The 13,962-nt window shown below is 71.0% G+C and carries 17 protein-coding genes and 1 pseudogene; 12 read left to right on the top strand and 6 right to left on the bottom strand.

From position 1 onward, the window contains the following. The 6 genes and pseudogenes from QQK43_RS21115 to QQK43_RS21090 form a co-directional block, all read left to right on the top strand. Positions 1-256: pseudogene (locus tag QQK43_RS21115) on the top strand (hypothetical protein); the annotation flags it as partial. 10 nt (positions 257-266) lie between these two features. Beyond that, entirely contained in the window at positions 267-3,524 is a 3,258-nt protein-coding gene (locus tag QQK43_RS21110) for an efflux RND transporter permease subunit (protein WP_284309347.1), read from the top strand. Between the two features lie 35 nt (positions 3,525-3,559). Next, positions 3,560-3,796 (top strand): YgaP family membrane protein, encoded by a 237-nt coding sequence (locus tag QQK43_RS21105; RefSeq protein ID WP_234264573.1) that lies wholly within the window; start codon positions 3,560-3,562, stop codon positions 3,794-3,796. A gap of 64 nt (positions 3,797-3,860) precedes the next feature. Further along, a complete protein-coding gene (locus tag QQK43_RS21100; RefSeq protein ID WP_284309346.1) occupies positions 3,861-4,877 on the top strand; it encodes an SLAC1 anion channel family protein in 1,017 nt (338 codons plus the stop codon). Next, entirely contained in the window at positions 4,874-5,167 is a 294-nt protein-coding gene (locus QQK43_RS21095) for a metal-sensing transcriptional repressor (RefSeq protein WP_284309345.1), read from the top strand. Before QQK43_RS21100 ends, QQK43_RS21095 begins: the two co-directional genes overlap by 4 nt. Positions 5,168-5,261: 94 nt before the next feature. Further along, entirely contained in the window at positions 5,262-6,026 is a 765-nt protein-coding gene (locus tag QQK43_RS21090) for a sulfite exporter TauE/SafE family protein (RefSeq protein ID WP_284309344.1), read from the top strand. Between the two features lie 7 nt (positions 6,027-6,033). Here the strand turns inward: QQK43_RS21090 and QQK43_RS21085 are convergent, their stop codons facing one another. From QQK43_RS21085 to QQK43_RS21075, 3 genes are read right to left on the bottom strand one after another with little or no spacing between them, the layout of a single operon-like run. Next, positions 6,034-6,651: an exopolysaccharide biosynthesis protein gene (locus tag QQK43_RS21085; RefSeq protein ID WP_284309343.1), complete on the bottom strand. Its 618-nt coding sequence runs from the start codon at positions 6,649-6,651 to the stop codon at positions 6,034-6,036. Between the two features lie 4 nt (positions 6,652-6,655). Beyond that, positions 6,656-7,075 carry a hypothetical protein gene (locus tag QQK43_RS21080; RefSeq protein ID WP_284309342.1) on the bottom strand — a complete coding sequence of 140 codons (420 nt, stop codon included), beginning with the start codon at positions 7,073-7,075 and terminating at the stop codon, positions 6,656-6,658. Positions 7,076-7,086: 11 nt separating this feature from the next. Further along, positions 7,087-7,767, bottom strand: coding sequence for a Bax inhibitor-1/YccA family protein (locus tag QQK43_RS21075; RefSeq protein WP_284309341.1), 681 nt, complete (start codon positions 7,765-7,767; stop codon positions 7,087-7,089). A 102-nt stretch (positions 7,768-7,869) separates the two neighbouring features. Here QQK43_RS21075 and QQK43_RS21070 point away from each other — a divergent pair, with 102 nt between their 5' ends. Together QQK43_RS21070 and QQK43_RS21065 are read left to right on the top strand one after the other, a co-directional pair. Further along, complete coding sequence (locus tag QQK43_RS21070) at positions 7,870-8,763, top strand: LysR substrate-binding domain-containing protein (RefSeq protein ID WP_234264580.1); 894 nt, start codon at positions 7,870-7,872, stop codon at positions 8,761-8,763. Positions 8,764-8,798: 35 nt separating this feature from the next. Beyond that, the gene (locus tag QQK43_RS21065; protein ID WP_284309340.1) at positions 8,799-9,635 is read left to right on the top strand and encodes a heme-dependent oxidative N-demethylase subunit alpha family protein; all 837 of its coding nucleotides are present in this window, start codon (positions 8,799-8,801) and stop codon (positions 9,633-9,635) included. Between the two features lie 16 nt (positions 9,636-9,651). On the opposite strand, the gene QQK43_RS21060 is transcribed toward QQK43_RS21065, so the two are convergent. Beyond that, a complete protein-coding gene (locus QQK43_RS21060; protein WP_284309339.1) occupies positions 9,652-9,978 on the bottom strand; it encodes a flagellar basal body protein in 327 nt (108 codons plus the stop codon). A gap of 171 nt (positions 9,979-10,149) precedes the next feature. On the opposite strand from QQK43_RS21060, the gene QQK43_RS21055 reads away from it, so the two are divergent. Together QQK43_RS21055 and QQK43_RS21050 are read left to right on the top strand one after the other, a co-directional pair. Next, entirely contained in the window at positions 10,150-10,623 is a 474-nt protein-coding gene (locus QQK43_RS21055; RefSeq protein WP_234264583.1) for an acyl-CoA thioesterase, read from the top strand. Between the two features lie 2 nt (positions 10,624-10,625). Next, a complete protein-coding gene (locus QQK43_RS21050; RefSeq protein WP_284309338.1) occupies positions 10,626-11,498 on the top strand; it encodes an alpha/beta hydrolase in 873 nt (290 codons plus the stop codon). 6 nt (positions 11,499-11,504) lie between these two features. Here the strand turns inward: QQK43_RS21050 and QQK43_RS21045 are convergent, their stop codons facing one another. After that, positions 11,505-12,122 (bottom strand): LysE family transporter, encoded by a 618-nt coding sequence (locus QQK43_RS21045; protein WP_284309337.1) that lies wholly within the window; start codon positions 12,120-12,122, stop codon positions 11,505-11,507. Between the two features lie 100 nt (positions 12,123-12,222). Here QQK43_RS21045 and QQK43_RS21040 point away from each other — a divergent pair, with 100 nt between their 5' ends. Continuing rightward, entirely contained in the window at positions 12,223-12,678 is a 456-nt protein-coding gene (locus QQK43_RS21040; protein ID WP_284309336.1) for an Lrp/AsnC family transcriptional regulator, read from the top strand. Between the two features lie 82 nt (positions 12,679-12,760). Beyond that, on the top strand, positions 12,761-13,627 hold the full coding sequence (locus QQK43_RS21035) for a hypothetical protein (protein ID WP_284309335.1): 867 nt from the start codon (positions 12,761-12,763) through the stop codon (positions 13,625-13,627). Between the two features lie 24 nt (positions 13,628-13,651). Here QQK43_RS21035 and QQK43_RS21030 read toward each other — a convergent pair. Further along, positions 13,652-13,962, bottom strand: a 311-nt coding sequence (locus QQK43_RS21030) for a hypothetical protein (protein WP_284309334.1), incomplete at its 5' end; no start/stop codon positions are given.

Genomic DNA, 13,962 nt, shown 5'->3' with positions numbered 1-13,962 from the left:
TGCGCAAGCCGCGCGGCTGATGGTGCCGGCCTCGGCCCTGGTGCGGCGGGGCGAGCTGACGGCGGTCTACGTGGTGGCCGGCCGCGGCGAAGGTCAGCCGGACGGCTTTGTGCTGCGGGCCGTGCGTGTGGGCGCCACCCACGCGGCCGGGCAGGGTGCGACGGTGGAAGTCCTGGCGGGCCTGCAGGCCGGCGACCGCGTGGCCACGGACCCGGTGCGGGCCGGGCTGAACGGGGCCCAGCCCGCAGACCGTTGAGGGCCTGACCATGAAACCCATTGCTCCCGATTCCCGCGAAAAGCTGGGCCTGTCCGGCACGGTGGCGCGGGCTTTCCAGGCCAATGCCATCACCCCGCTGCTGGCGCTGGTGGCGCTGCTGCTGGGCCTGTTCGCCGTGCTGGTCACACCGCGCGAGGAAGAGCCGCAGATCAACGTGACCATGGCCAACGTGCTGATTCCTTTCCCGGGTGCGTCCAGCGCCGACGTGGAGAAGATGGTCGCCGCGCCGGCCGAGCAGGTGCTCTCGCAGATCCAGGGCATCGAGCACACCTACTCGGTGGCGCGCCCTGGGGTGGCGGTGCTGACGGTGCAGTTCCAGGTGGGCGTGCCGCGCACCGAAGCGCTGGTGCGCCTGTACGACGTGCTCAACGCCAACCAGGACTGGCTGCCTGCCGGCCTGGGCGTGCTCACGCCCATCGTCAAGCCCAAGGGCATCGACGACGTGCCGGTGCTCGCGGCCACGCTGTGGACCGAGGACGCGGACAGTGCGCACGCGCTGGAGCGCGTGGCGCACGCGGTCGAAACCGAGCTCAAGCGTGTGCCGGGCACGCGCGAGGTGGTGACCATCGGCGGCCCCGGCCGCGCCGTGCACGTGTGGCTGGAGCCGAACCGCCTGCGCGAGCGCGGCGTCAGCGTCCAGCAGCTGCAGGCGGCGATCGCAGCGGCCAACCAGGCCATGCCTTCGGGCTCGGTGGTGAACCCGAACCCGGCGCCGGGCGAACCCGGCATGTGGTCGGTGGAAACCGGCGAGTTCCTGCGCAGCGAACAGGACGTGGGCGACATCGTCGTCGGCGTGAACGCCGGCCGGCCGGTCTACCTGCGGGAGGTGGCGCGGGTCGAAGCGGGTGCCCAGCTGCCCCAGCGCTACGTCTGGTTCACCCCGGGCGTGGCCGACGAAGCCCATCCCGGCGCCCAAGGCCGGAACCACCCGGCCGTCACGATCACCGTGACCAAGAAGCCGGGCGAGAACGCGGTCGACGTGGCGCGCGGCGCGGCCGAGCGGCTGGACCAGCTGAAGAACACGGTGATTCCCGACGGGGTGCAGGTCAGCATCACGCGTGACTACGGCGAAACCGCCGCGGCCAAGGCCAACAAGCTGATCCAGAAGCTGATCTTCGCCACCGGCAGCGTGATCGTGCTGGTCGGCCTGGCGCTGGGCCGGCGCGAGGCGGTCATCGTTGGCACCGCGGTGATCCTCACGCTCACGGCCACGCTGTTCGCGTCCTGGGCCTGGGGCTTCACGCTCAACCGGGTGTCGCTGTTCGCGCTGATCTTCTCCATCGGCATCCTGGTGGACGATGCGATCGTGGTGGTCGAGAACATCCACCGGCACCGCCAGCTCACGCCCGACGCGCCGTTGCGCGAGATCATTCCGCGCGCGGTCGATGAAGTGGGCGGGCCGACGATCCTGGCCACCTTCACCGTGATCGCGGCGCTGCTGCCCATGGCGTTCGTGACCGGCCTGATGGGGCCGTACATGAGCCCGATCCCGATCAACGCCAGCATGGGCATGGCGATCTCGCTGGCCATTGCCTTCACCGTCACGCCCTGGCTGGCGCTCAAGCTGACCCAGACGGATGGCCACGCCGCGCACGGCCCCGGCAAGCTCACGCGCGGTCTGCAGACCACGTTCACGAAGATCCTCACGCCCTTCCTGGCGAGCGCCCGCAAGCGCTGGCTGCTGCTGGGCGGCATCATCGCGGCGCTGCTGCTGTCGGTGGGCCTGGCGATGGTGCAGTGGGTGGTGCTGAAGATGCTGCCCTTCGACAACAAGAGCGAATACCAGGTGGTGGTCGACATGCCCGCCGGCACGCCGCTGGAAGACACGGCCGCCGCGCTGCAGGACATGACGGCCTGGCTGGCGCGGCAGCCCGAGGTGACGAACGTGCAGGGCTATGCCGGCACCGCCAGCCCGATCACCTTCAACGGCCTGGTGCGCCAGTACTACCTGCGCGCGGAGGCCGAAGGCGGCGACCTGCAGGTCAACCTGGTCGATGCCCACCACCGCAGCGACAAGAGCCACACCATCGCGCAGCGCCACCGGCCCGAGCTGGAGCGGATCGCGGCCGCGCACGGCGCACGCCTCAAGGTGGTGGAAGTGCCGCCGGGGCCGCCGGTGATGTCGCCCATCGTGGCCGAGGTCTACGGGCCGGACGAGGCCGGGCGGCGCGAACTCGCGCAGCGTGTGGCCCAGGCGTTTGCCGACACGCCCGACATCGTGGCCATCGACACCACGCTCAAGGAAGCCGCGCCGCGCGCCTTCCTGCGCATCCAGCGCCAGCGCGCCGAGTCGCTGGGCATCCCGGTGCAGGTGATTGCGCAGACCGCGTACGCCGCGCTGTCGGGAGCGGACGTGGCCTACCTGCACGACGGGCAGGCCAAGTTCCCGGTGCCGGTACGCCTGCAACTGCCGCTGGAGCGGCAGGTCGGGCTGGACGCGGTGCTGGCGCTGCCGCTGAAGGCCGCCAACGGGGCCATGGTGCCGCTGTCCGAACTGGTGACCGTGGAGCGCGGCGTGATCGACCAGCCGCGCTACACCAAGGACCTGATGCCCGTGAGCTACGTGTTCGGCGACATGGCGGGCCACACCGACTCGCCCCTGTACGGCCTGTTCGGCATCCGGCCCCGGCTCCAGGCGGCGGCGCTGCCGAATGCGGGCGAGCTGGGCGAATACTGGATTTCGCAGCCCCGGGACCCGTACCGCGAATACGCGATCAAGTGGGACGGCGAGTGGCAGATCACCTACGAGACCTTCCGCGACATGGGCGCGGCCTACGGCGTCGGCCTGATCCTGATCTACCTGCTGGTGGTGGCGCAGTTCCGCAGCTACGTCACGCCGCTGATCATCATGGCGCCGATCCCGCTGACGATGATCGGGGTGATGCCGGGCCACGCGCTGCTGCAGGCGCAGTTCACGGCCACCTCCATGATCGGCATGATCGCGCTGGCCGGCATCATCGTGCGCAACTCCATCCTGCTGGTGGACTTCATCGAGCTGGAAACCGCGCGCGGCGTGCCCTTCGCGCAGGCGGTGGTGCAGTCGGCCGCGGTGCGGGCGCAGCCCATCGCCCTGACCGGCCTGGCCGCCATGATGGGCGCCTTCTTCATCCTCGACGACCCGATCTTCAACGGTCTGGCGATCGCGCTGATCTTCGGCATCGCGGTGTCCACGATGCTGACCCTGGTGGTCATCCCGGTGCTGTATTACGCGGTCTATCGCCGCCGGCACGAGGCGGCCGACGCCTGAACCTGTGTTCCCCGTTTTTCATCAAGGAGTTCCCCATGACCGTTGAACGTTGCATCCGCATCCTGGCCGGTTTTGTCGTCATGCTCTCGCTCGCGCTGGGCGTCGAAGGCAGCCCGATCTTCGTCAACCAGTGGTTTCTGGCGCTGACCGCTTTCGCCGGCTTCAACCTGTTCCAATCCGGCATCACGGGCTTTTGCCCGCCCGCGTTCCTGTTCCGCAAGCTGGGCATTCCCGACGGCGGTGGCCACTGCGGCAGCGGCAAGTGCCAGTGAGTTGATTCCGCCGGGCGCGGCCTGACCGCCCGCCCGATCCTGTGAGCCGTTTCCCGAACCGATCATGTCCCACCCGACGCCCTTGAAATTCCTCATGCCCGGCTGGTTTGCCATCGTCATGGGGCTGTCCGGCCTGGCGCTGGCCTGGCACCGTGCCCAGGGCCTGCTGGGCGATCTGGCGCTCGGCGTGGCGCTGGTGGCCGGAGCGGCGGCGACGCTGGCCTTCGGGGTCTTGCTGGTGGCGTCGGTGCTGCGCTGGCAGCGCTACCCGGCCGCGCTGGCCGAGGACCTGCGCCACCCGGTGCGCCACGCCTTCATCGCCACCGTGCCGGTGTCGCTGCTCCTGCTGGCCACGGTGGGCCTGGCGCTGGGCGGTGGCGGCGGTGCCGCCGTGCTGAACGCGCTGTGGTGGCTGGGCAGCCTGGGCCAGCTCGCGGCCACGGTGTGGGTGCTGGGGCGCTGGCTGGCACCGGCCCCCGCAGCGGCGCCAGCGGGCGGTCTGTGGCCGGCCGTCACCCCGGTGCTGCTGATTCCGGTGGTCGGCAATGTGGTGGCGCCGCTGGCCGGTGTGGCGCTCGGGCACGACCTGTGGGCCCTGGCCCAGTTCGGCCTCGGTGCGTTCCTCTGGCCGGTGGTCATCGTGCTGGTGATGGTGCGCCGCATCGCCCACGGGCCCCTGCCCGACCGGGTGCTGCCCGCCTGGTTCATCACGCTGGCACCGCCGGCGGTCATCGGCGTGGTCGCGGCCCAGATGGGCGCCCCCCGGGCGGTGGTGCTGGGGTTGTGGGGCACGGGGCTGTTTTTCCTGCTCTGGCTGCTGCCGCTGGTGCGGCGCATCGCACAGCAACCGTTTGCCGTGCCGTTCTGGGCGTTGTCCTTCCCCCTGGCGGCCTTCACCGTGCTGACGCTGCGGGTGGCCGAACTCACGCTCTCGGGCGGCTTTCGCACCCTGGGCGTGCTGATGCTGGCGCTGACGTCCGTGGTGATCGTCTGGCTCGGCTTCGCCACCGTGCGCGGCCTGCGCGAAGGCTCGCTGCTGGCGCCGGAACCGGTGGCCAGCATCACGCCGGTGACTCCGTGAAAACCCCGCACGGCGAGGCGGTCGATGCCCGGCGGCTCGCCGAGCTGATGCACCGCCTGCGCCGGGCCGAAGGGCAGGTGCGGGGCGTGCGCAAGCTCCTGGAAGGCGGGGTCGACTGCACCCTGATCGCGCAGCAGCTGCTGGCCGCGCGGCACGCGCTGGACAGCGCGTTTGTCGATCTGAACCTGGCGCTGGCCGCCTCCGACCTGACGGCGGCCCCCGATCCCGGTGGCGAGCGCCTCGGGGCCGTCATGGCGCGTCTGCAGCGCCAGCTGGGCGGCACGCGCTGAGGCTGGCGGCGGGCAGTTTTGCGTTTCGGTGACGCAATCGGGTGGGCAGTCGCTCCCACAATGCACTTTTCTGTGATTTGTGGTCCCGCCTGCCGTGATTGCCCTGCCCGACGTTGCCCTCTGGAGCCTGCTCATCGCCGCCGCCTTCGGGGCCGGTGTGCTCAACGCCATCGCCGGGGGCGGCAGCTTTCTGACCTTTCCGGCCCTGGTGTGGGCCGGTGTGCCGCCCATCAGCGCCAATGCCACCAGCGCGCTGGCCGTGAGCCCCGGCTATCTGGGCAGCACGCTGGGCTTCCGCCCGGAACTGCGCGAACTGCCGGCCCGCCGCCTCCGGCGGGAGACGGCCATCGCGGCCGCCGGTGGGGTGGCCGGCGCCTGCCTGTTGCTGGTGACGCCGGCCCACCTGTTTGCCGGCCTGGTGCCCTGGCTGCTGCTGTTTGCCACCGCGCTGTTCGCCGCCGGTCCGGCGCTGGCCCGGCGTACACAGGCCGGGTCGGGCCGCGGGCCCGATCGCTGGCGCGAACCCGGGCTGCTGCTGGTCGCCATCTACGGCGGCTACTTCAACGGCGGGCTGGGCATTCTGCTGATGGCGCTCTACACCCTCACCGGTGAAACGCGCCTCAACACCGTCAACGCGCTCAAGAACCTGAATTCGCTGGTGCTGTCCTGGCTGTCCGTGGCCGCCTTCGTGATGGCGGGCGCCATCGCCTGGCAGCAGGGCCTGGTGATGATGGTGGCCGCTACGGCAGGCGGTTACTTCGGTGCGCGCTGGTCGAAGGCGCTGCCGGTGGCCTGGGTGCGCGCGGGCGTGATCGTCACCGGGCTGGTGATGAGCGCGCTGTTCTTCCTGCGGGGCTGAGCGGCGTTCACCACCCCAGCCAGGCCCCGGCCTGCTGCCAGGCCGCGATGGCCAGATGGCCCACCGAGATGGCGTAGCCCAGGCCGGCGGCGCCCACGGCGGTGGACACCAGCAGGGCCAGGCCATCGCGGAACAGCCAGCCCAGGCCGAGCAGCATCAGGCTGGTGCCGGGCAGCACGTTGCCCAGCGGCAGCGGCAGGAAGATGAGCGCCGCCATCAGCGCCATCCACAGGCCCCAGAGCACGCGGGTGCGGTGGTGGCACAGCGCCTGCCAGCGCGGACGCAGCCAGCGTTCGGCGCGTTCGTAGGTCCAGGCGAGGCCGTGCAGGCAGCGCTGCGACCAGCGCGGATTCAGGTGCAGGGCGCTCAGGCGCTCGGGCAGGTGCAGGCTGTCGCGGCCGCGCAGCCAGGCACCCGCCAGGGCCAGGATGCCGAAGCTCAGCACCGTGCCCGCGCCGGCCACCGGCAGCATCGACAGCAAGGCCATCAGCAGGAGCAGCACCGCCCCGGAACCCTCGCCGTGCAGGTGCAACAGCTCGCGCAGACTCAGCGGTGTGGCGGTTTGGGTGGGAGCCGCCTGCCGGGTGGCGGCCTGCCGCAGGCGCTGGGCGAGTCCGTCGTGCACGGTGTCAGCGCCCGAAACCCGGTTGCGGACCCGGTGCCGTGCGCGCCGGATTCCAGCGGCCCGCGAGCCAGTGCAGGACGCCGGCCACCGCCAGCAGCAGGGCCATGCCCAGGCCCCAGCCGACCCCGATCAGAGGGCCGAGCCAGGCCATCACCGCATCGCCCGAGGGCAGCACCGCCGACAACCCGCGCAGCAGGTCGGCCGCCAGGGCCTGCCAGGCGGCGAGCGTGGCGGTGTCGAGCCAGGGCGCGAGCCAGTCGGGCAGCGCGGGTGGCGTGGGCGCGCCCACCGATCCGGCCGCCTGGTCGAGCGCACCGGCGGCCAGCGTGCCCAGCAGCCAGTCGGTGACGCGGTGGGTGAGGACGGCCAGGCCGGTCCACAGCACAGCCAGCAAGGCCGTCAGGCTCCAGATCAGCGTTTTCATGGCGGCTTGCGTCAGTCGTTGCCGCCGATGCCGAACAGGTGCAGCAGGCTGGTGAACAGGTTGAAGGCCGAGACGAACAGGCCCACCGTGGCCAGCACGTAGTTGGTCTCGCCGCCGTTGACGATGCGGCTGGTCTCGAACAGGATCAGACCGACCGACAGCAGCGCCACCAGGGCCGAAACCGCCAGTGCCAGGGCCGGCAAGGTGAAGAAGTAGGCCACCAGCGCCAGCACGATGGCGATCACCAGGCCGGCGAACAGGAAGCCGCCCATGAAGCTGAAGTCGCGCCGCGTGGTCAGCACGTAGGCCGACAGGCCGACGAAGGTGGCCCCGGTGGCGGCCAGCGCGGCGACGATGGTGCCGGCGCCGCCGGGCAGGGCCAGGGTGTGCGAGAGCAGCGGGCCCAGCGTGTAGCCCATGAAGCCGGTCAGCGCGAACACCGCCGGCAAGGCCCAGCCGCTGTTGCGCAGCTTGTGCACCGCGAACAGCAGGCCGAAGTAGCCCACCAGCGTGAGGACCAGGCCGGGCGAGGGCCAGGCGTTGGCGACGGCCAGGGCCGCGGTGCCGGCGGCGAACAGGATCGTCAGCGACAGCAGCGCATAGGTGTTGCGCAGCACGCGAGCGACCTCGGGGCGGTCGCTCAGCAGGGTGGTGCCGCGGGCGGCGGCGGGGTGGCGTTCAAGGTGTTCCATGCGGGTCTCCGGTGAGGGACGAACGGGATCCTGAAAGATAGGGGTGCAGATCTGCTTGATAAAGCAGAGAATGCATGAACCAGCCTCCGTAAAAATCAGATCATGCAGTCGGAACTCAATTACAAGCACCTGTATTACTTCTGGGTCGCCGCCAAAGAAGGGGGCATGTCGCACGCCGCGGCACGCCTGGGCATGGCGGTCCAGACGGTGAGCGCACAGGTGCGGCTGCTCGAACAGTCGCTGGGCCATGCGCTGTTCAAGCCGGCAGGCCGGGGCCTGGCCCTGACCGAGGCCGGGCAGACCGCGCTGCAACTGGCCGAGCAGATCTTCCTGCTGGGCGAGCAGTTGCCCACGGTTGTGCGCGACGCCGCCACGCAGACCAGCGTGCGCCTGATCGTCGGCATTTCCGGCGGGCTGCCCAAGCTGGCGGTGCGCGACCTGCTCGAACCCGTGATGGACGAGCCCCGGCTGCGGCTGATGTGCCACGAGGACGACTTCGACGACCTGCTGGCCGACCTGGCGCTGCACCGCATCGACGTGGTGCTGTCGGACCGGCCGGCGCCGGCCAACCCCAACCTGCGCCTCTACAGCCACGCGCTCGGTCACTCACCACTGGCGTGGTTTGCGTCCGCGAACTGGCTGGTCGGCGCGCGCGAGGGCTTTCCCCGCAGCCTGGAGCACGTGCCCGTGCTGTTGCCCACGGCCCACACCTCGGTGCGTCTGCGGCTGGACCAGTGGTTCGAACGCCAGGGCATCGCCCCGCGCGTGGTTGGCGAATTCGAGGACAGCGCGCTGCTGGCTACCTTTGGCGCCTCGGGCATGGGCGTGTTTCCCGCGCCCGAGCACGTGCGCGAAAAGCTGGAAAACGGCTACGGCCTGACCTGGGTGGCGCCCTGCGACGGGGTGCAGGAGCACTTCTACGCCATCGGCACCGCGCGCAAGGTGCAGCACCCGCTGGTGCAGCGCCTGCTCGAAGCGCATCTGGGCGAGCAGTGACGGTGCCGGCCGGGGTTTTCACGCCGGCGGCCGGTATGCCGTGGACCGTGCAGGGCCCGTTTCGCATGCGGCCCGGGCTGTCGCGGCTGGCGGCCGAGGGCGCGCCACCTGGGGCCTTGTTCCACCGCGATGCGCTGGCGCCCGCGTACGCCGCCGCCAAGCGCACGGTGCTGGCCCACCAGCCCGCGCGGGCCCAGGTCGGCGAGGCCGATCCGGCGGTGCTCGCCGCCATCGCCGAAGCGTATGCGCGCGAAACCGGCGTGCTCCTGGCGCCCGAGGCCGATGCCCTGGCACGGGGCCTGCAGGAAGACTTCGTGATCCTGCACGACGAGCCCGTGCCCGACGGCGCCACCGGCACGTTGCGTACGCGGTTTCTGTCCGTGTGTTTCCCCTCCAACTGGGTGCCGCAGGAAAAGCAAGGCCTGGACTTCCTGGCCATCCACGCGCCGGTGGCCGACAACGCGCTGCTGCTGGCCGGTGCCCGCGGCATCGTGGACATGGCGTTCCGCCAGGCGCCCATGCTGCGCCATGTGTGGCTGCTCACGCCCGGTGGTGAACTGCCCCAGCACCCCGACACGCGCCAGGTCCGCTGGGAAGACGCGCTGGCCCGCGCCGAGGCGGGTAGCGGCCGCCTGATCGAGCAGGTGTTCTTCCGCGTCGAACGCCAGACCACGCTGCCGCTGCCCGCCCTGCGGCGCGGCGTGTTCTTCATCCGCGTGATGGTCTGCCCGCTGGCCCAGGTGCTGGCCGTGGAACCCCGCCGCGCAGAGGCGCTGCGCGCGGCCCTCGCCTCCATGACCGACGCCGTGGTGGCCTACCGCGGCATGGGCGCGGTGCACGCCCGTCTCTGCGCCGAACTGGCCACTGCCTGAAAGACGCGGGCCGGCCTCAGGCCTCGCGGTCGAGCAGGGTGCCCAGCATGCGGTCGGCGGTCTGCAGGGTCTTCAGGTTGGCGGCGAAGCTGTAGAGGCTGATCCGCTGGTCGACCAGATCGTCGGCCAGGTGGCCGAAGTCGCCGGTGCCGGTGGACGTTTCGGTGGCCTGGCCGATGCGCGTCTCGACGCCGCCGCCGGGCTGCGCGGTCTGCGTCACGGTCTGGCGGCGGAATCCGGGCGTCTGGGCGTTGGCGATGTTGTGCGCGCTGGTGTCCAGCCGCTGCCGGGCGGCGTTCAAACCGCTCAACGCGGTCGCGATGGGGTTGAGGGTCAGGGCCATGGACGGAGGACGGGCGTGGGTGGGCCGGGCCAGAGGCCCTGGCTGGTTTTCGGTGGCCAGCCGGAGATCTGAAGCCGCCGGGGCGCTGAAAGGCCCGCGCGCCGACCGGCGGTGGCGGTTCGTGGCACGATCGCTGCTTTTCGCTATCGCCCCACGACTTCAGCCATTCCCATGGAACTGCCCGCGCACCAATTGAGCATGACGGTGCTCATGACCCCCGACACCGCCAACTTTTCCGGCAAGGTGCACGGCGGCACCATCCTGAAGCTGCTCGACCAGGTGGCCTACGCCTGCGCCAGCCGCTATGCCGGCACCTACGTGGTGACGCTCAGCGTCGACCAGGTGATGTTCCGCCAGCCCATCCACGTGGGCGAACTCGTCACCTTCCTGGCGTCGGTCAACCACACCGGCAGCTCGTCGATGGAGGTGGGCATCAAGGTGATTGCCGAGAACATCCGCACGCAGGACAAGCGCCACGTCAACAGCTGCTTCTTCACCATGGTGGCGGTCGACGAAGCGGGCAAGCCCACCACGGTGGCGCCGCTGCGCCCCTTCACCCCCGACGAGCGCCGCCGCCATGCCGCCGCCGAGCTGCGCAAGAGCATGCGCCGCGAAATGGAACAGCGCTTCGCGGCCATCAAGTGACGGTGCCTGCGGGCACCGGTCCGGCGGCCCCGGACGAGCGGTTCTGCGAAACCTTCGACGGTTACACCCTGCCGGTCCGTGTGCTGCCCGCTGGCCGCGGCTGCCGCATGCTGGCGTTGCACGGCGCGCGCTCGAACCTGGAGCGGCTCGACCCCTGGCTGCGGCCGTTGCAGGCGCGGGGGGTGGCCAGCCTGGCCGGCAGCCTCTCGGGCCATGGCAGCGATTCGCCGCTGGCGCTGGACGCCACCTCGCTGGCGCGCAACCTGCAGGAAGCCCTGCGGTTTGCGGCGCGCCTGTCGCCCGGCCCGGAGGTGGTCATGGGCCACAGCCTGGGTGGTGCGCTGGCGCTGAAAGTGGCCGAAGCGCACGCGGCCACGGTGCACACGCTGGTGCTCGGCGGGCCGGCGCTGTACCCGGAAGCGGCCTTCGCCGCGCCGCACTTCGGTCCCCCGTTCACGGCGGCGATCTCGGTGCCTTTCGGGTTCCGGGATTCGGCGTCGCTGGCCTTTCTGAGGCGTTTCCAGGGCCGGGTGCTGCTGGTGACCGGGGAATACGATGGCCTGCCGGCCCAGGCCCACGGCGGGCAGGCCGGGCGTTCGGCCGGCACGGTGACGGTCACCGTGCCCGACGGCGCGTCGCACACCGTCTACAGCCCGATCCCGGCCGAAGTGCTGGCGGACATCCGCGCCGCGGCCGGTGCGCGCTGCAGCACCATCGTGCTCGAAGGCTGCGACCACCGGATGTCGGCGCACCTGGCGCGGCGGCCCGCGGTGGCGGACCGGTTGGCCGAACAGGTGCAGCGGATCATCGCGGCGGCTGGTACGGGGCCGGCTGTGCACGGGCGCATCGGCGCTTCGGGCGCGTGGCGCGCCTGACCGGCCTCAGCCGCGCAGCGCCAGCACGCCCTGCCAGACCGCGAAGCCCGCCAGCACCAGGGGCGACACCTGGTTGATGCGGCGCCGCCAGGCGTCGGTGAAGCGCTGCCGCGAGGCGGCCACCCCGGCCGACAGCAGCAGCCACCACAGGGCCGAGCCGGCCAACACACCCGCAATCAGGGTCAGCGGCGAGACGCTGACGGCCAGACCACCGCTGAGCGCGCCGAACACCGCGACGAACGACAGGATGGTGGCCGGGTTGGCCAGGGTGAGCAGCACCGTGCCCGCGAACGCACCGGCCAGATCGGTGGCACCCGCCTGGGCGGCCGAGCGCGCCAGCGGGGCCCGCCAGGTGCGCCAGGCCAGCCACAGCAGCAGCGCGCCCCCGCCCAGCGCGAGCGGCAGGCGCAGGGTCTGCAGCGTGCCGATGAGCCAGTGCACACCGAAGGCACCGACCGCGCCGTAGCAGGCGTCGGCCACCGCCGCCCCGAGCCCGGTGGCCAGGCCCATGGCCATGCCGCGATCCAGCGTGCGCTGGATCGTCAGCAGACCGATGGGCCCGACCGGTGCCGCGATCGACAAGCCGATCAGCATCGCTTTGAGAAAAACTGAGGCTTCCGTCATGCCGCTATCGTAGACAGGCCATCGCCGTTCAGGAATGCACTTTTTCTGGACAAATGTGCCAAAAACCTTCGATCATCAGGTGAAACCGGAGTTTGACCTGATGTCCCTCGAAATCGACGACAAGGCCTGGCGCCTCATCACGGCGCTGCAGGCCGACGGCCGCGCCTCGCTCAAGGCCCTGGCGGCGGAGGTCGGGCTGTCCGTGCCCGCGACCCAGGAACGGCTGCGCCGCCTGCAGGACGCGGGGGTGGTGCGTGGCGTGCACGCCGACATCGATCCCGAAGCGGTGGGCTACGGGGTGGGCGCCATCATCGGCATCCACGCGCCGCAGCCCGGCAAACAACCCCTGCTGGACAAGCTGCGCGCCAGCCCCGAAGTGCTGGAATGCCACCACGTCAGCGGGCAGGATTCCTACCTGATCCGCGTCGTGGCGCGCGACCTGCGCGACCTGGAGCGCTTCATCGCGGGCATCACCGGGTACGGCGAAACGCGCACCTCGATCATTTTTTCGACCCCGATCGAGCGCCGGGGGCTGGCGCGGCCCGCGCCGACCTGATCGCTGGGCTTGGGCCATCGCGGGGATGCGACTATCCTTGCAGGCAGACCCGCCCCGAACGACGACCCGCCCCAGAGTTTTCATGGCCAGCGATCAGGACACCGTGCGCGTGCTGCGCGCGATCTTCAACGACATGCCGCGTGCGCCGCAGGGCCTCACGGGCGAGCAGACCGTGTCCTGGATCCGCGACACCCTGCGCAGCTACGCGGGCGGCGAGATGGCCTACATGATCGAGAACATCACGCGCAACGCGATGCTCGACATCGTGCTGCGGCTGCGCGAAGACGGCTACCTCAAGGACGACGCCGCTTTCGAAAACACACTCGGGCAACTGGCCACGCCGGCGGGCCGCCAGACCTTCATGGACTGGTGCATCCAGGCGCAGAAAAGTGTGGACGCCACCGCGCGCCTGCTCAACCGGGCCAAGCGCTCGGTCACCGAGCCGGCGCCGGCCTTTGCCCCCTCGCTGTCCGATGTGCGCCGCTTCGTCGCGGGCGAGCCCAGCGGGCCGGGTCCGCTGTTTCACGAGTACGTCGCGCGCGAGGATGTGCAGGGCGTGGGCGTCTTCGAGCAGGCGCCCGAGCGCGTGCACGAGTTCGACTGGGGCTTCGTGGTCGAAGAGCCCGCCGCCTGGCACGTCTACCTGCCCCAGGCCTGGCGGCAAGGCACGGTGGCCTACTTCGAGCGGTTTCTGCTGGCCTGGTACCAGGAAGCGGGCACCGGGATGGACGCGCCACCGGAAGGGGGCAACCTGCCGGAAGGCCTGATGGTGGAGCCCGGCATCGGCAGCTTTTCGTGCCTCACGCTCATCGCCCCGCCGGAAGCGGTTTCGCCCGCACTGCGGCGCTGGCTGGGCGAGGTGTTCATCGCCCAGATGCTGCCGACCATGGCCGGCCGCGCGCTGGACGACGACTACGATTTTCCGCTCGGGTTGCCGGCGGTGTTCTGAGCCCTGCGCGCCTGCCGTCGGTGGTTAGCGAGAGCGGACCAACGGCTCGTGTTCGGGGGCCTGCAGCGGAGTTCTGGCCGGGTCCGCTGCGGGCGAGACGGTCTGCGCGGGCGCTGGCTCGGCCAGCAACTGGCCAAGCGGCATTTCCTGCAGCAGGCCCGAGTGGTGCAGCACCCCGATCCGGGTCTGGTCCGCACTGAGCAGGAACTGCGGCGGGGCGTTCGCCGGGCTGTAGCCAGCCGAGCGGCACACGCAGCCGGCCGCGATGCGCTCGCAGGCCTGCCGGTCATGGCCCAGCGCCTGCAGGCGCGGCCCCACCTCGCGCTGGAACCGCT

Origin of the sequence: Hydrogenophaga electricum (assembly GCF_030160815.1) — a bacterium.
GTDB classification, from domain to species: domain Bacteria; phylum Pseudomonadota; class Gammaproteobacteria; order Burkholderiales; family Burkholderiaceae_C; genus Hydrogenophaga; species Hydrogenophaga electricum.
Note: the sequence above shows the minus strand (reverse complement) of the source record. Positions and strands in the feature narration are given on the sequence as shown.